11 protein-coding genes are annotated in these 17365 nt (G+C 61.3%); 8 read left to right on the top strand and 3 right to left on the bottom strand.

All coding sequences use genetic code 11. The annotated features are described in order from the left end of the window. The 4 genes from DSOUD_RS10165 (at position 1) to prsR (ending at position 5310) form a co-directional block, all read left to right on the top strand. Entirely contained in the window at positions 1 to 1131 is a 1131-nt protein-coding gene (locus DSOUD_RS10165) for a glycosyltransferase family 2 protein (RefSeq protein ID WP_053552362.1), read from the top strand. Between the two features lie 44 nt (positions 1132 to 1175). Beyond that, positions 1176 to 1778 carry a YdcF family protein gene (locus DSOUD_RS10160; RefSeq protein ID WP_053550904.1) on the top strand — a complete coding sequence of 201 codons (603 nt, stop codon included), beginning with the start codon at positions 1176 to 1178 and terminating at the stop codon, positions 1776 to 1778. Positions 1779 to 1848: 70 nt separating this feature from the next. After that, positions 1849 to 3900, top strand: a complete 2052-nt coding sequence (prsK, locus tag DSOUD_RS10155; RefSeq protein ID WP_053550903.1) for an XrtA/PEP-CTERM system histidine kinase PrsK — start codon at positions 1849 to 1851, stop codon at positions 3898 to 3900. 27 nt (positions 3901 to 3927) lie between these two features. Beyond that, complete coding sequence (prsR, locus tag DSOUD_RS10150) at positions 3928 to 5310, top strand: PEP-CTERM-box response regulator transcription factor (protein WP_053550902.1); 1383 nt, start codon at positions 3928 to 3930, stop codon at positions 5308 to 5310. Positions 5311 to 5395: 85 nt separating this feature from the next. On the opposite strand, the gene DSOUD_RS10145 is transcribed toward prsR, so the two are convergent. The 3 genes from DSOUD_RS10145 to DSOUD_RS10135 all read right to left on the bottom strand — a co-directional run bounded on the left by DSOUD_RS10145 (position 5396) and on the right by DSOUD_RS10135 (position 7710). After that, on the bottom strand, positions 5396 to 6313 hold the full coding sequence (locus tag DSOUD_RS10145; protein ID WP_053550901.1) for a fibronectin type III domain-containing protein: 918 nt from the start codon (positions 6311 to 6313) through the stop codon (positions 5396 to 5398). 610 nt (positions 6314 to 6923) lie between these two features. Next, entirely contained in the window at positions 6924 to 7493 is a 570-nt protein-coding gene (locus DSOUD_RS10140) for a hypothetical protein (RefSeq protein WP_053550900.1), read from the bottom strand. 1 nt (position 7494) lies between these two features. Beyond that, positions 7495 to 7710, bottom strand: coding sequence for a hypothetical protein (locus tag DSOUD_RS10135; RefSeq protein WP_053550899.1), 216 nt, complete (start codon positions 7708 to 7710; stop codon positions 7495 to 7497). A gap of 127 nt (positions 7711 to 7837) precedes the next feature. On the opposite strand from DSOUD_RS10135, the gene DSOUD_RS10130 reads away from it, so the two are divergent. The 4 genes from DSOUD_RS10130 (at position 7838) to recD (ending at position 17212) form a co-directional block, all read left to right on the top strand. Next, a complete protein-coding gene (locus DSOUD_RS10130) occupies positions 7838 to 8353 on the top strand; it encodes a DUF2141 domain-containing protein (protein WP_157671830.1) in 516 nt (171 codons plus the stop codon). Between the two features lie 145 nt (positions 8354 to 8498). Then, positions 8499 to 11711: an exodeoxyribonuclease V subunit gamma gene (recC, locus tag DSOUD_RS10125; protein ID WP_053550897.1), complete on the top strand. Its 3213-nt coding sequence runs from the start codon at positions 8499 to 8501 to the stop codon at positions 11709 to 11711. Between the two features lies 1 nt (position 11712). Then, positions 11713 to 15354, top strand: coding sequence for an exodeoxyribonuclease V subunit beta (recB, locus tag DSOUD_RS10120; protein WP_053550896.1), 3642 nt, complete (start codon positions 11713 to 11715; stop codon positions 15352 to 15354). Further along, positions 15347 to 17212 (top strand): exodeoxyribonuclease V subunit alpha, encoded by a 1866-nt coding sequence (gene recD, locus DSOUD_RS10115; RefSeq protein ID WP_082351195.1) that lies wholly within the window; start codon positions 15347 to 15349, stop codon positions 17210 to 17212. Before recB ends, recD begins: the two co-directional genes overlap by 8 nt. The last annotated feature ends 153 nt before the right edge of the window (positions 17213 to 17365 follow it).

Genomic DNA, 17365 nt, shown 5'->3' with positions numbered 1-17365 from the left:
ATGCCGGAATTGTTTGTCATCTCTCTGTTTCTGGTGTTTTTCGCTTATTTCGGCTATCCCCTGACCCTCGTTCTCATAGGCCGATTTCACAGGAAGGTGGTCAACAAAGCGCTTTTTTATCCTTCTTTGACCCTGATCATCACCGCGTATAACGAAGAACAACGTATTCGGGAAAAGCTTGAAAACACTGTAGCTCTCGAGTATCCACGGGAAAAACTTCAGGTTATCGTCGCCTCCGACGGCTCGACGGACGCAACCAACGACATTGTCGAAGAGTATGCCGGCCGGGGTGTGGAACTTCTGCCGGTGACCAGTCGAGGCGGAAAGGAAAATGCTCAGAAGGAGGCGGTGCAGGTGGCCATGGGAGATGTGCTGGTCTTTTCCGATGTGGCGACGCGACTGGACACCGATGGTTTGGAAAAAATTGCAGCTAATTTCGCTGACCCCGGGGTTGGCTGCGTCAGCAGTGTGGATCGCGTAATTGGCAAAGATGGGCGCCCGGGAGGGGAAGGGGCCTATGTGCGGTATGAGATGTGGTTGCGCGCGCTGGAATCGCAAGTCCATTCCCTGGTCGGGTTGAGCGGTTCTTTTTTTGCCGCCAGAAAGGAGGTCTGTCGGGATTTTTCAGCGGATATGCAGAGCGACTTCCGAACGTTGCTCAATAGTATGCGGCTAGGTCTGCGGGGGGTGAGCGATCCCGAGGCAGTGGGCTACTATCTCGATATCGCCGACAGTCGACGAGAGTTCGATCGCAAGGTCCGCACGGTGTTGCGCGGCCTGACAGTCTTTTTCCGCAACCTGGAGTTTCTTAATCCGTTTTGCTACGGAACCTTCTCCTATCTGTACTTTTGTCACAAGCTGCTACGCTGGCTGGTACCGTTTTTTCTGCTGTCGGCTCTTCTTCCTAATATTTTTCTGGCCGTGGGTTCTCCATCCTACTCGTTCCTTCTTCTCCTGCATTGCGCCTTTTATGCGATTGCCCTTTTCGGGTTGTTTAAGGCTGTCTCCGTGGACCGGACGATCGTAAAAATTCCCCTTTATTTTCTAACGGTCAATGCGGCGATTCTGGTTGCCTGGTTCCGCTATTTTTCAGGCCGCCGCATGGTTATGTGGACGCCATCCCAACGATAAATATGTCAGCGATCGGTCGAAATCGACACTTAGGAATCCGGGTATTGCCTGTCGTCATTTTCGTGACCTTTTTCCTTCTTGTTGGCGCTTATATCACCGGGCCAGCCGTACTTGAATGGTTTCTGGTTGTAAAAAGTCCGATGACCAAGGCTGATGCGCTGGTGGTGATGGCGGGGAGCCGTTACCAGAGACTGCCCGCCGTTGTTGAACTTTATCAACAAGGACGGGCCCCCAAAATTTTTTTGACCAATGATGGGGTAAGCGGAGCCTGGTCGAAGAGATATCAGAAAAATCTTTACCTGGTCGAGTGGGCAAGGGAATACCTGCAGGGAAAGGGTGTGCCCGATGAGGCCATTGTGCTGCTCAATTTTAGCAAAAGCGGCAGTTACTATGACGCGTTGAACACGCGAGATTACGTGCTTACCAACGGCACTGTCCGCAGCCTGCTGGTGGTGACCTCCGATTATCATACCCGGCGAACTTTGTGGACGTTCAACCATGTTTTTGCCGGAACAAATGTTAAAGTTGCCGTATTCCCGATTCCGAAAGACCCAGCTTATAAAGGGCGGCGCTTGCGCGTCATGACAACAGAGTTGGTGAAACTGGTATATTACCTGGTGCGATACGGGCTTTTCCCTGTGGGGTGAGGAGAAAAAGGAGAGCAGGGTGCCAGTCTCTTCTCTCGCAACCTGATTTCTTGGAGTCGAGTGTTCTCTTATGATTCAGCTCGTCACCCTGACTCTCGCCACTCTTCTTGCCGCCGCCTATACGGCCTATGTCCTGTTGCGCCAGCGACGAAGTTTGAATAATTTTGCCGTCGCGGCAGGCCTCCTTTGTTTTTCGCTCCTCGAGGTCTTCGATTTTCTGGCACTGAAAAACCCGGATTCGTACTTGACCTGGAAAAAACTGTCATTGATTTGCGAATCCCTTTTGCCGCTCTTCTGGTTCACCTTTTGCGCAACCTTCGCCGGCAACCACAGATCGGCAGGAATTCCACGTCCGACCCGAATTTTTCTTATACTGACTCCAGCTTTTCTTCTCTTTGCGCTCTTCGTCGACCTTGATCGCTTCTATATCTCTCCCGATTTTGCCGAGGAGCACCTCCTCTTTCTGGGGCAGGCCGGGTATGTCTTTTACCTTGGGCTTCTCCTTTCCCTCACCTTCTGTCTGGTACAACTGGAGTGGACGTTTACCGGGCTGGGCCGTTCGGATCGCTGGCGGGTGAAGTTTGAACTCCTAGGCGTCGGGACCCTGCTGACTATTTCGGTTTTTTACTACAGTCAGGGGCTCCTCTACCGGTCTCTGGACATGTCGCTTCTGCCGGCCAGGTCGCTGGCCATGGTTATCGGCGTCTCCCTGATGTTCTTTTCGCGAATCCGCCGCGGAATGCCGAGCGGGTTGCAGGTGTCGAAAACCCTGGCCTACCGTTCCATTGTGATTGTCGCCGTCGGCCTCTATCTGATCGGCCTGGGCTTGGCCGGCGAAGGGATGCGCTATCTGGGGGTCTCCTCTCAGCGGACCATTTTCGCCGTCATCGCTCTTCTCGGCGGGATTGCTCTTTGTGTCGTTTTTCTTTCGGAGAGGTTGCGGCGCAAGGCCAGGGTCTTTCTGCACAAAAATTTCTACAAAGCCAAGTACGATTACCGCAAGCACTGGCTCGATTTTACCAAAGGGTTGACTTCGGCCCGGGACGAACAGGCCTTGCACCTGGCCATCCTCGCATCCTTTTGCGGCGCCTTCTCCATTCGGGGTGCCGCATTGTTCCTGAAGGATGCCGAGGGTGGCGATTTTCGTTGTGCCGCGGCCCATGAGCTGTCTCCCCCTGGTGAGGTTCGCAAGGGAAATCCGCTGGTAGCCTATCTTGAGAAACATCGCTGGGTTTACTGCCGGGAAGAGGATCCGGCACTTCTTTCGGATAACTCAACTGGCATGTCTCTCGGCGGAATTCACTTCGGCGTCCCCCTTTTCTTTGAAGAGACCCTTGAAGGTTTTATTCTTCTCGGGCCTCCGATGGATCCGGGCGAGATGTTCATTTATGAAGATTTCGACCTGATGAAGGTTATGGCCCGGCAGGCGACTTCGGCTCTCCTTAACCTCAAATTCGCCGAACAGTTGTCAACGGCTCGCGAGATGGCGGCCATCGGCAAGGTGTCCGCCTTTGTCATGCACGACTTGAAAAACTCGGTTTCGAATCTGGCCCTGGTGGTGGAGAACGCCCGCAATAACATGGATGATCCCGATTTCCAGAGAGAAATGCTCGAAACCCTGGACAACACCGTAACGAAGATGAAGGGGCTGATCGCCCGTCTGCGGAACCTTGAGGAGAAGGCGGAGCTGAAACTTGAGGAATGCGATCTGGCCGCATTGGTCGCCGAATCCGCCGAGGGCCTGCCGAAAAAGAGCATCACCCTCACCGGCGGACCGGTTCTCTGCGCTGTAGATCGGGTGGAAATCGGAAAAGTGGTGTTAAACTTGGCACTCAACGCCCTCGATGCGACGGCAGGGGAGGGCCCCGTGCATCTGGACGTCGGCACCGATGGCATGGCCTTTATCCGCTGCCGCGACCAGGGGTGCGGCATGGCTGAAAAATTTCTTCGTGAGCGTCTCTTCAAGCCCTTCGAGACGACCAAGCCCAAGGGGTTTGGCATCGGCCTTTACCAGTGCCGTCAGATCGTCGAGGCCCACGGTGGGCGAATCGAGGTGCGGAGCGCCCCGGAACAGGGGTCCGAGTTTACTGTTTATCTGCCGCTTGATCTGCCTTCTACCTGAAAATCTGCGTGCTATTGAGGATTTACCGTGGAAAAATTACTGATCATCGACGACAACGCCGAGATCCGCAAGCAGCTCAAGTGGGGCCTGGGGAAGGAATACCGAGTTTTGCTTGCGGGGGATGCAACGGAGGCCCTGTCGATCTTCAAGGCGCAGGGGCCGCAGGTGGTTACCCTCGACCTCGGTCTGCCGCCGAATCCGGATGGAGCAGAGGAGGGACTGCGCTGCCTGAGGGAGATGCTCACTCTCGATCCGGCGGTGAAAGTCGTCGTCATTTCGGGAAACGAGGAGCGGGCCAATGCTCTCAAGGCGGTGGGGCTGGGCGCCTACGATTTCTACCAGAAACCGATCGAGCTCGGTGAACTCAGAATCATCCTGGCGCGTGCCTTTCATCTGGCGGCGCTCGAGGCCGAAAATCGGCGGCTGCAGAGGGCCATGATGGCGGACACGCCTGCGTTTCTCGGCATCTTCGGTCATTGCCCCGAAATGCAGACAGTCTTCAACACCATCCGTAAAGTGGCAACCTGCGACGTGCCGGTGCTCATCCTCGGCGAGAGCGGCACCGGCAAGGAACTGGTGGCGCAGGCCATTCACAGCGAGAGCCGCCGTCGGTGCGGACCGTTTATTCCCATCAACTGCGGCGCCATCCCGGAAAATCTCCTGGAATCCGAGCTCTTCGGCCACGAGAAGGGCTCCTTCACCGGGGCGCAGGCTCGGGTGCAGGGAAAGTTCGAATACGCCGACAAGGGGACTCTGTTTCTCGATGAGATCGGGGAGTTGCCGCCGGTGCTGCAGGTGAAGATCCTGCGCTTTCTTCAGGACCAGCGGATTCAGAGGGTGGGGGGACGGGAGGATATCGATGTTGACGCGCGGATCATTGCCGCGACCAACATCGACATGGAAAAGGCCATCCGGGGAGGCTCCTTCCGCGAGGATCTCTATTACCGCATCGGAGTGATCACCATCAATTTGCCCCCTCTGCGGGAGAGGGGAGAGGACATCGTGCTGCTGGGAAACCTGTTTCTCGGCCGCTTCTCCGAAGTCCTCAAAAAGAGGGTCCGCGGGTTCAGCGTCGCCGCCCTGGAGGCGTTACAGGACTACGGATGGCCCGGGAACGTGCGGGAATTGGAGAACAAGGTGAAAAGGGCGGTGATCATGGCGGAAGGGGCGCTCCTTGAGCCGCAGGACCTCGGTTTCGCCACCATGGAGTCCTCTGCGCCTGCAGGGGATGACGCCGAGATGACTCTGAGAGCGGCGAAGGACCGTGTGGAGAGGGATCTGGTGACTGCGGCCATCGCCAAACAGAACGGCAATATCCTCCGGGCGGCAGAGATGCTCGGAATCAGCCGGCCGACAATCTATGATCTGATGAAAAAACACGGACTGCAGAACACGCTCCCTACCAGTTGAATTTCTGTCGGCAGTCTCTATAAACCAAGGCCAGGCCCGCACAGCGGGCCTGGCCTCGATTTTTTTTAGGAGGGAGACGTCCTGTTTACAGGGCGTCGGTGGTGAAGGAGAAGCGCTGGCTTTCCACCCGGTTGACTCCGTCGTCGACGACGACTTTCCAGTAATAGGTGGTCTCCGGTTCGAGGTCGTAGGCATCGTAGTAATTATCGCCGAGATTGGAGACGACCACGGTGTAGAGAGCCGGGGCATCGGTCGGCGGGTTGGTGGTATCGGTCGGAGGGTTGGTGGTGTCGACGATTGTCCCCGGGACGGTGAGCGGGGTCTCTGTGCCGTCACCGCCACCGCCGCAGCCGTTGAGCAACATGGTTGTGGCGAACAGAACCATGACGGCCATTCCTCTGAAGGTGCGGCTTCGGGTGAAGGCGGCACCGAACAGGCCGAAGAGGCAGATTCCGGCGGTCAGGGGGGCCATCCCCGGAGCGGCGGTCAGGGGGGCGGAAGCCAGGGACCCCGGATCCAGATTCGGATCGGTGCCGTAGTAGAGGGTATAAGTCACCCCGGTGGTGATGGCCGGCTCGCTCCAGTTGAACTGAACCGGCATCGGCGCCGCCGCCAGGCCGTTGTCGGGGTAGTAAAGCTCGGGGAGCCACTGACCGGGGGCGGGGGGGGCTGTGGGGATGGCGCTGGCCACCACGGTGGAGTAGCCGCTTTCGGCGCCGGTGGTGTCGTAGGCGGTCACGGCAAAGTAATAGACGACGTCGTCCCGCAGGCCGCTGAGGGTCGTGCTCGTGGCGCCGCCGATGTCGACCGGTGAAGCCCCTTCGAGGGCGTCGTTGCCGCTGAAGGGGGTGGCGGAGGAGACGGCCTGGTAGTGGATCTTGTAGCCGGAGACTGTGGCTTCGGGACTGGCGTCCCACTGCAGGGTGATATTCTGGGCCGAAGCCAGGGGGGCTAAAAGAAGCCCGAGCAATAGGGATAGGAGGGTGAGTTTGATGGTTTTCATGACGTTGCGATCTCCAGTTTTTGAATGTTTGGCGGAACCTTGCCGGCAGTTTCTTCGGGCGAGGTTTCCGGTGCTGTAGAAAATCTGGCGATAAATCAGTAGTTTTTGAATACGGTTGGCCCATGTTGCATTCCGCATGCCGATAAAAAGTGCCCTTTTCCCAAGTTATTGAAAACAGGGAGGCGAGAGAGGAGGAAATTCTCTCTACCTGGGTTGTTAGTGGTCCAAGTGTCTGAAAACGAGTTGTTTTTGAAGGGGGGAGCGAGGAGGGGAGGGCAGGGGTGATTGGGGAAATGACGAACGAGGGGTGCCGTTTTTGCGCCGAAGGGAAATTTTGCGGTTAAAGAGGCTGAAATTATTGGGATCTGTCAACTGCCTTCGGCAAGGGGGAGGGAGGGGACAGGTTCTCAGCGGCGGGAAAAATGACGGAGCAGATGCAGGCGGGAGAGAGTTGTAAGGGGCAGGAAATATTGGTGGAAGGGGGTAGGGGTATTATGAGGAATTGCGCATGGCTGCGACCGTTTTCCTCAAAAGGTCAAAAGCCGGACAACACCCTGTGGCTCAACTGCCACAGGGTGTTGTCCGGCTGCCTCGGGAGAGATCGGGTCTTCTACGGGCGCTGCCGGACAATTTCTTCGACGATCCGGGGGATACAGTTTTCGGCCAGATCCTTGATCGAAACTTCGATAATCGTCGATTCTCTGGTGCCGAGGTCGTAGAATTCCAGGCGGTAGCCGACGTCCATGATGACCCCTCGGGCCGGTGCGATAATCGTTTTCCGGTGGAGGATGGTGCCGAAGAGGAGGATGTCCGGGCGTCTCTCCAGGGCGAGGTCGCTCTTGATCTGTTCCGGGCTTTGGTCCCTGAGTCCCTTGGCTGTTTCCTCGAGGCGGTCGAAGTCGCGCTCGATGAAGAGGCGGGTCTGAATGACTCCCTGCTCCTGCAGTTCGGCGGCAAAGTTGGCAGCATCCTCCCCGCGGCTGATGTAGAAGGCCTTACTCGTTTTGGCAAAGGGGCCGTAAACCAGGAGGCTCCCTTCGGGGCGCAGGCTGGTCAGACTGCCGCTGGTCACTTCGAATTGGCTGATCCCTTCGCTGGCCTTCATCATCTGACCGATGATGGGACCGCAGGCCGACAGGAGCAAAAACACCAGCAGAGTGAGGACGATTCGGTAATTCATTTCAATACCCCTGGGAGAGTTTGTGGCATTTGAGACAATCGTCGCCGGATTTGTGACGGCGTATCGCGCTGACGTCGTGGCACCCCTTGCAGTCCTGTGCCAAACGGGCCGACTGATGGGTTTCGCTGGCGGGGAGGCGGGGGGAATAGAGGGGAATTCGCCCCTCGCAGGCTGTCAGCATTGGCAGGAGGAGGAGTGCCGGAAGGACCCGTTTCATGTTCACCATCCTTTATTTGGGGGAGGGGAAGTCCAGAGGGATCTGGACAGTCTCTCCCCTTCAGCTTATACTTCGAAAACTTACCATCCCGCGGCTGAAATGAAAGAAATAATTGCCGGTTTTTCTTATGTCTCCGATTATTTTTTCCAAATTCGCAGCCTCTGCCATCGCCCGTGCCTGGATATTCTGCTGGGCCCTTTTTCTCCCCCTCCTGGGGGCGTGTGCCCCTGTTTCGACCCCCCAAGGGGAATGCGTCGGGACCGCAAACCTCACCGTTGCCATCGGCGGATTCCGCAATTCGCAAGGGGTGGCCCTCGTTTCCGTCTTCCGCTCATCCCGGGGGTTCCCCGATGAGACCTCCGAGGCCGTCGCCAACCGCAGGGCGATGATCGCCAATCGCCGGGCGATGGTTGTCTTCGAGGATCTCCCCTGCGGGATCTATGCGGTCACTGTCCATCATGATGAAAACGACAATGGGCGGATGGACAGAAACTGGCTGGGGATCCCCCGGGAAGGGCATGGCGCATCCAAGGACCCGCAGGGGTTATTCGGACCGCCGAATTTTCCCGAGAGCAGCTTTTTACTGACGTCCGAAGATCTCACCGTCAAAATTTTCCTCCGTTATATCCACCGCAAGCGCTGACTCTCCTCCCCGTCGGCCCCGGTCCCAACGACCCTGTGGGCTGTGGAACGGTTGTAATTTCCCCCCGGATATCTTAACCTTGGCGGCGCCTCCGCAGCGAAACGGCTGCTCCCGTTTCTCCCTTCACCGACCGAGGATGGAACCGATGTCCGGCCTGCGCCTCTTCACTTCGAACCGTCTGGAAATTCTTGCGCGGGAGATGGCCCGCGAGCTCTCCTTCCCCCTCCTGTCTCCACTGACCCCTGAAGTCATCGTCGTGCAGAGCCAGGGGATGGAGCGATGGCTTTCCCAGACCCTGGCGTCGACCCTCGGGGTCTGGGGGAACGCCCGCTATCCTTTTCCCAACATGATCCTCAAGGAATTCTTCGAGGCGGTTCTTCCCGGTCGCACCCTCGATTCCTCTTTCGAGCCGGAGGTGATGGCTCTGCGTCTGATGGGGCTCTTTTCCGCTGACCGGGGGGGGGCATCCCTTGCGCCTCTGGCGCATTATCTCGGTGAGGCCTCCGGCGATCTCAAGGAGTATCAGCTGGCGCGGCGTATCGCCGACACCTTCGATCAATACGGCGTCTTCCGCCCCGAACTCCTTCTCGAGTGGCAGGAGCAGGGGGGAGGGGGGTGGCAGGGGGACCTGTGGCGCGCCCTGGTCCGCGGCCGCGAAGGAGGACACCGGGCGGCGCTGCGCCGGGATTTTCTGCAGCGCGTCAAGGGCGGTAGCGTCGATACGTCCTCCTTGCCGGCGCGAATCTCCGTCTTCGGCATCTCCTATCTGCCACCCTTGCACCTCGAAGCCCTTGAGGCCCTGTCCCGGCATATCCCCATCACCCTCTACCTGATGAACCCCTGCCGTGAATACTGGTACGAGATCGCTTCCGAACGGGAGCAGTCCGGGCGGGAGCGCAGGGGAGGGGGGGCTGCAACCTCCGGGGACCTGCACTGGGAAGAGGGAAACCCTCTCCTTGCCTCCCTCGGCCGGCAGGGGCGGGATTTCCTCGGCCGGGTCTCCGGCGGGATCGAGGACGAGGTCCCCTGCTACCGGGAGTCGAATGCCGGGAGCCTTCTTCACTCCCTGCAGGACGATATCCTCACCCTGCGCCATCCCCGGGAGGCCCCCCGCAGAAGACTGGACGCCGCCGACCTTTCCCTGCAGGTCCACTCCTGCCACGGACCGATGCGGGAGGTGGAAGTTCTCCACGACCAGCTCCTCGACCTTCTGGAGCGTCTCCCCGGCCTCGAGCCGCGGGATATTCTGGTCATGACCCCGGATATCGAGGGGTACGCCCCCTACATCAGCGCCGTCTTCGATGGTGTCACCGACCCGGCGCGAAAAATCCCCTTTTCCATCGCCGACCGCAGCCTCCGGAGCCAGAGCCCCCTCATCTCGGCCTTTCTCGCCATTCTCGGGCTGCCGGGGAGTCGTTTTGGCGCCTCCCAGGTTCTCGATATCCTCGAGGTTCCCGCAGTTCTCCGGCGCTTCGGGCTGAACGAGGCGGATCTCGAAGTGGTTCGCCGCTGGATCGGGGAGACCCGCATCCGCTGGGGGATCGACGCCGAGGATCGGCAACGCCAGGGGGTTCCTCCTTTTGGCGAGAACAGCTGGAAAAGCGGTCTTCAGCGCCTTCTCCTCGGCTACGCCCTGCCGGGGGAGGGACGCCGCCTTTTTGGGGACATCCTCCCCTTCGACGATGTGGAGGGGAGCGAGACCCGGGTCCTCGGGGCCCTGAGCGCCTTTGCCGGCGAGCTCTTCGCCGTCGCCGAGTCGCTGGAGGCCCGGCGTCCCCTCGCCGAGTGGGGAGTCGCACTTTCGACTGTTGCCGAACGGATCTTCGCCGAAGACCCCGAGACGGAGCGGGATCTGCAGCTGCTGAACCAGACTCTCGGCGAGCTCCCGAGGCTGCAGGCTTCCTCGGGGTATGGCGAAGCGGTCGATTTTCGCCTGTTGCGGACCTGGGTCGCCGAGCGCCTTGAGAGGGGCCCCCAGCAGACGGGATTTCTCGTCGGCGGCGTCACCTTCTGTGCCATGCAGCCGATGCGCAGCATCCCCTTTCGGGTGATCGCCATGATAGGGATGAACGACGGCGCTTTCCCGCGGATCGCCCGCCCCCCCGGTTTCGACCTGATCGCCGCCCATCCGCAGCGCGGCGACCGCTCCAAGCGCGACGAGGACCGATACCTCTTCCTCGAGGCTCTCCTGTCGGCCTGGGACCATCTGCATATCAGCTACTGCGGCCAGAGCGTGCGGGACAACAGCAGCGCTCCCCCCTCGGTGGTGGTCAGCGAACTCCTCGATGCCGTCGAGCTCGGGTTTGAGGCTGCCGGGGGACCGGTTCTCGACCGGGTGGTGATTCCCCATCGCCTGCAGGGGTTCAGCCCCGCCTATTTCGACGCCGCTCCGCTCCTCTTCAGCTACTCGGCGGAGAACCTCAAAGCCCTGCAGGCCCATAGCTCCGGTGGGGGGACGCCCTCTCCTTTCTTCGCCGGGGTCCTTCCCCCCTCCGAGACTCCCGGGGAGACCGTCACTCTCCGGCAGCTGCAACGCTTTTTCGACAACCCTTCGCGCTTCTTTCTGGAGGAGCGTCTCGGCGTCACCCTCGGCGGGGTGGCCGTTTCTCCCCGGGACCGCGAGCCCTTCGCCCTCGATTCCCTGGAGAAGTACCTTCTGGAGCAGGAGCTGGTCTCCCGGGTCTTGGACGGTGAGACCCTGGCGGAGGGTTATCCCCTGATGGCAGGTGCCGGGATTCTCCCGCCGGGGGAGCCGGGGGCCGTCCTCTATGGTCGTCTCAGCCAGGGCGCCCTCGCTTTTGCCGGAAGGGTGCGGGAATTCCTTCCCGGGGATGCCGACCCCGCCGTCGACATCGATCTCGATCTGGCCGGCCTGCGCCTGGTCGGACGAATCGAAGGGGGACGGCAAGGAACCCTGGTACGCTACCGCTATGCAAAGGTCAAGGCCAGGGATCGGCTGCGTCTCTGGCTCGAACATCTTCTCCTGGCCGCCGCCGACCCTGGTGGGGAGAGCCTGCTCATCGCCAGCGACCGGATCGTTCGCTTTCGCCCGGTGGAGAATCCCCGCCCCCTCCTTGCCGCCCTGCTGCGGCGTTACCGGGAGGGGCTCTGTCGCCCCCTGCCGCTCTTCGGTCAGGCCTCCTTCAAGTATGCCGAAGCCGTCGCCAGGGGGACGGAGGAATCTTCCGCTCTCTTGTCGGCGAGGAGCGCCTGGCAGGGGGGGGATTATCAGCGTGGCGACGAGGACGATCCTCATCACCGTCTTTGCCATCGCCATGGCGACCCCCTGGCAAGTCCCTTTGCCGAGCTGGCCCTGGAGGTCTTCGCTCCGCTCTTCGAACACCAGGAGGAAGGGTGAGATGAAGCATTTCGATCTCGATCACGGCCCGATCACCGGGCGCCACCTCATCGAAGCCAGCGCCGGCACCGGCAAGACCTTCACCATTGCCGGGCTCTTCGTGCGCCTGGTCCTCGAACGGCGCCTGGCGGTAAAGGAGATTCTGGTGGTGACCTTTACCGAGGCCGCCACCGAGGAACTCCGGGACCGCATTCGCCGGCGACTCCGGGAAGCGCTGACGGCCCTTGTCGCCGGGGAGAGCGCCGATCCCTTTCTTGGGGCTCTCCTCGGCAAAATCCCGAAAACCGAAGAGGACGCGTCCCGGGAGGTGCTGCGCCAGGCACTCAACGCCTTCGACGAGGCGGCGATTCACACCATCCACGGTTTCTGCCAGCGGGTCCTGTCGGAGAGCGCCTTCGAGTCGGGATCCCTCTTCGATACCGAGCTGGTCATCGATGAGCGCCCCCTTCTTCAGGAGGTGGTGGACGATTTCTGGCGCATCCGCTTTCATGGCGCTTCGCCCACTTTTCTCGCCTATCTTCAGTCGAAGACTCTTCAGGTCGGAGGGCGCAGCGAGGCTTTTTCTCCCGAGGCCCTGGCGCGTTTTGCCGCCCCCTTCCTCGGCAAGGGGGTCCTGCGGGTCATCCCGGAGACGGCGCCCCCGGATGTGGCGGCGCTGGAGGAGAGCTGCAGCAAGAAGTTCTCCCGTCTGCAGGCGGAGTGGGCTCGCTCGGGGGGTGAGGTACGCTCCCTGCTGCTCGGGCAATCCGTTTTGCACAAGGGGAGCTACAAGCCTGCCAATCTCCCGGGGTGGATCGTCGGTCTCGAGGATTATCTGGCCGGCGACCTCGTCCTGCCGCCTTTCGAGAAATTCGACAAATTTCGCGCTCCGGCCCTGGCGAAGGGGACCACCAAGGGGAATCAGGTCCCCACGCACCTTTTTTTCGAACTCTGCGAGGACCTCGGCGCCGACCTGGAGCGCCTCGAAAAGGGGTATGACGGCGCCCTGCTGGTCCTGAAGCGGGAGCTCCTCGAATACGCGGCCGCCGAGTTGCGCCGGCGCAAGAAAGAGCAGAACATCCGCTCCTTCGACGACCTCCTTTTTGACCTGCAGAGAGCCCTTGACGGATCGGGCGGGAAGGAGTTGGCCCGCACCCTGGTCGGCAAGTACCCGGCCGCCCTCATCGACGAATTCCAGGACACCGACCCGATCCAGTATCGGATCTTTGGCAGCATCTATCCCGGACCCGACGCGACCCTCTTTTTCATCGGCGATCCCAAACAGGCGATCTACAGCTTTCGCGGCGCCGACATCTACGCCTATCTCACCGCCGCCCGGGACGTGGAGGGGTGCCACAGCCTCGGCACCAACTGGCGCTCGACCCCGGATCTGGTTGCGGCCGTCAACACCCTCTTCGGCTGCCATCCGCGCCCCTTTTATCTGGAGGGAATCCCCTTCCAGGAGGTGAACGCCGCCGACAGAAATCGGGAGAACCGGCTGGTCCTCCCTGACGAAATGTCTGCGGCGCCTCTGCAACTCTGGTATGCCCCCTGCGCAGGGGAGGGGAGTTTCATCGGCAAGGGAGAAGCGGACGAATTTCTCCCCTTGGCCGTGGCCGGCGAAATTGTCCGGCTGCTTGAGGCATCCAGGGCGGGCACGGCCTTCTTCCGGGACGGCGCAGAAGGGCCCAAACGTACCGTGGTGCCCGGAGATATGGCCGTGCTGGTGCGCACCAACCGCGAAGCACGCCTGCTGCAGGAGGCCCTGCGCCAGGTGCGGGTGCCGAGCGTTTTGCAGAGCGCCGAGAGCCTCTTTGCCTCCCGCGAGGCAAGCGAGCTGTTGCAGGTCCTCGCCGCCGTGGCTCAGCCCGCACTCGAGGGGGGGGTACGGGGAGCGATGGTGACAGAAATGCTCGGGGTGACGGGGAACGGCCTGGCGGCGCTGATCGCTGACGAAGGGGCCTGGGAGGAGCGGCTCGAGCGGTTCATCGAATACCACGAACTCTGGTTGCGGCACGGCTTTATCGTCATGGCCCGCACCCTTCTTTCCCGTGAGGGAGTGCGGGAGCGGCTCCTGGTCTTTGACGACGGCGAGCGTCGGGTCACCAACCTCCTTCACTGCCTGGAGGTGCTGCACCGCGCCTCCCTCGAGCAGGGTTTGGGGGTCGACGGTCTGATGAAGTGGTTCGCCCGCCAGCTCGAGGAGCGCTCCGAGCGCGAGGAGTACCAGATCCGTCTCGAAACCGACGCGCTGGCGGTCAAGCTCGTCACCATTCACAAGAGCAAGGGGCTCGAGTATCCCATCGTCTTTTGTCCATATTCCTGGAGGGGGACGCGGAGCAAGGGGGGGAGCGCGGTCTTTCACGATCCGAGTCAGGCCGATGCTCTGACCCTCGACCTCGGTTCGGAGGATCTCGAATCGAATTGCATCCTGGAGGAAAAGGAGATCCTGGCGGAGAATCTCCGTCTTCTCTATGTGGCCCTGACCCGGGCCCGGCATCGCTGCTACCTCGTCTGGGGGTCTTTCCGGGACGGGGAGACGTCGGCTCTCGGCTATCTTCTTCACCCCGGTGCGGACGAAGACGCCCCGCAGGGGTGGACAGCGCGCCTGAAGGGGCTCGACGAACAGGCCCGGCGGCGCGAACTCGCAGCTTTGGTCGAATCTTCCGGAGGCACCCTGGCTCTTTGCGACCTTCCTGCACCCTCCCCGGCGCCCCTGGGGCGTCTCGAGAATGCCGGAGCGCAGCCGGCCTGCCGCACCTTTGCCGGGACCATATCGAGCGACTGGCGGATGACCAGCTTCAGCGCCCTGGTTTCGGGAACCTCCCATGGCGGCGAATCCCCGGTGTGGGACGAAACCGGTCCGCCCTCTCCGCAGGCTCCGACCGGTCCTGCCGGCGGCTTGAGTATCTTCGATTTTCCCCGCGGCGCCCGACCCGGCAGCTGCCTGCACGAAATATTTGAAGAGCTCGATTTCAAAAACTCCGACCCTGCCGGTCGCAGAAGGGTCATTGAGGAAAAACTTGCCGACTACGGTTTCGACCTGAAATGGGGCGAAGGGGTGCTGGAGATGGTGGACAAAGTCCTTTGCGCTCCCCTTGGCGACGATCCGACCCTGGCCCTCCAGAATCTCGGGACCGGTGAGCAGGTGGCCGAGATGGAATTTACCCTCCCCCTCGAACCCATTACCTCCGGCGGCCTCGCCGCGATTTTTTCCCGGTTCGGAGCCGATGGGGTGCCGCCCTCCCTCCCCGGGCAGATGGAGAGGCTCGGCTTCGTTCCCGTACGGGGGATGCTGCGCGGCTTTATCGACCTGGTCTTCATGCACCAGGGGAGGTATTACCTTCTCGACTGGAAATCGAATCACCTCGGCGACCGGATTGAGGACTATCACCAGGGGGCCCTCGAGCAGGCGATGCTCCGCGAACATTACCATCTGCAGTACCATCTTTACACCGTCGCCCTGCATCGCTATCTCTCGGGACGTATCCCCGGTTACGACTACGAAACGCACTTCGGCGGAGTCTTTTATCTCTTTTTGCGCGGGATCGACGGCGGGCGGGGACCGGACTTCGGCATTTTTCGGAATCGTCCGCCGCAACTCCTGATCGAAGGGATTTCACAATACCTCGGCGGCCGGGTTGAGGGAGGCAGTCATGGGTGAGAATACCCGGAAGACCCTGGAGAGCTCCGGGCTCTTCAGCGCTCTGAGCCTGCACTTCGCCCGCTTTCTCCGCACGCTGGACCCCGGGGGGGACGACGCGCTCTTCCTGGCTGCGGCACTGGTCAGCGAACAGACCTCGCGCGGGGATATCTGTTTGAATCTCGACGCGGTCGCCGGCCGGCCGCTGACGGTCGGTGGGGAGGCGCTCCCTGGTTTTTGCGCCCCGGAGTTGCCGGAGTGGACGGAACGGCTGCGCTCCTCGACGGTGGTCGGGAGCCCCGGGGAATTCACCCCCCTGGTCCTCGACCGCCGCGGACGGCTCTACCTCTACCGCTACTGGGATTATCAGGGCCGCCTGGCCGGGGAACTCCTGTCCCGGGGGGGGAGAAAAAGCGTCGTCGACGAGGTTCTCCTCGGCGAAGGGCTCACCCGCCTCTTCGGCGCCGGGGAAAAAGGGATCGTCGACTGGCAGAAGGTAGCCGCCCTGGCCGCCGTCCTCGGGAATTTCGCCGTCATCTCCGGGGGTCCCGGAACCGGGAAAACCTCCACGGTGGTCAAGATTCTCGCTCTTCTCCTCGAACAGGCCGACGGCGCTCCCCTGCACCTTGCCCTGGCGGCCCCGACAGGCAAGGCGGCGGCCCGGCTGCAGGAGTCGATTGCCGCGGCGCGTCAGATGCTCCCCGTAGGAGAGGGGGTTCGGCGGAGGATTCCCGATCAGGTGTCCACTATCCACCGGCTCCTCGGCACAATCCGGGGGTCATCCCGGTTCCGTCATGATCGCAATAATCCGCTCCCCTGCGATCTGGTGGTGGTGGATGAGGCCTCGATGGTCGATCTCCCCCTGATGGTCAAGCTGGTGGAGGCGATACCGAAGCAGGCGCGCCTGATTCTCCTCGGCGACCGGGACCAGCTCGCTTCCGTTGAGGCGGGTGCGGTTTTGGCCGACATCTGCGCCGGCGGCGGACGGCCGCGTTTTTCTCCGGAGTTCGTCCGCCGGGCGGCCGAAATCGCCGGTCTGACTCTTCCCGCCACGTCCGGGACGGGGGGGCTCGAGGACACCCTCGTCGTCCTGCAGAAAAGCTACCGTTTTGCTGCTGACAGCGGCATCAGTGCCCTGTGCCGGGCGGTCAACGCCGGCGACGGTCCCGGGGCCCTGGCTCTTTGCGACGACCCGGCGCAAAGTGATCTCCGGTTCTCTCCCCTTCCCGGAGCCTCCGGGATGGGGGCGGCCCTGGCCGCCGAGGTCGTCGCCGGGTACGGAGCGATGCTGCGTGCGGCGACGGCGGAGGACGCCTTCGCCCAGCTCGGGCGCTTCATGATTCTTACCCCCTTGCGCCGCGGCCCCTGGGGAGTCGCGGGACTCAACGCGACCGTCGAGGGGATCCTGCAACGCGCCGGGTTGATCAGGGAGGGGAGCCGATGGACCCCGGGGCAGCCGCTGATGATCACGTCCAACGATTACCGTCTCGGACTCTTCAACGGCGATCTCGGACTCATTCTCCCCGACCCCGACTCCGGCGGCCAGCTCAGGGCCTTTTTTCCTCGCGGCGCCGGTGTTTACAGGAAAATTGCCCCGGCGCGCCTGCCGGAGCATCAGACGGCCTACGCCATGACGGTGCACAAGAGTCAGGGGACGGAATTCGACCGGGTTCTCCTTTTGCTGCCGGGGGAAGAGGACGGGAATCTGGCAAGGGAGCTGATCTATACGGGGATCAGCCGGGCGCGCCGCTCAGTGGCCCTCTGGGGCGGGCGGGAACTCTTCGCCGCGGCGGTGGCGCGACGAACCGTGCGGGAATCCGGGCTTTCCGAAGCCCTTCGGGGAGAGGCGGCGCAGGGAGAAGAGGAAGAGGTTGATTGAAGTTAATTATGAATCAGGTGCAATTAGTAATTGGCAAGGGCGCCACGGTCAGTTACTATAAGTACGCAAAATAGGGGGAAATCTCTTTTCCACGGACGCGGGTGTCCCGCGTCATTCGGAGAAGCCTGCACCCTCATCCCGATGACGAGGTTT

This window comes from Desulfuromonas soudanensis, from assembly GCF_001278055.1.
Lineage (GTDB): Bacteria > Desulfobacterota > Desulfuromonadia > Desulfuromonadales > WTL > Deferrimonas > Deferrimonas soudanensis.
This window is presented reverse-complemented; position numbering and strand designations above follow the sequence as displayed.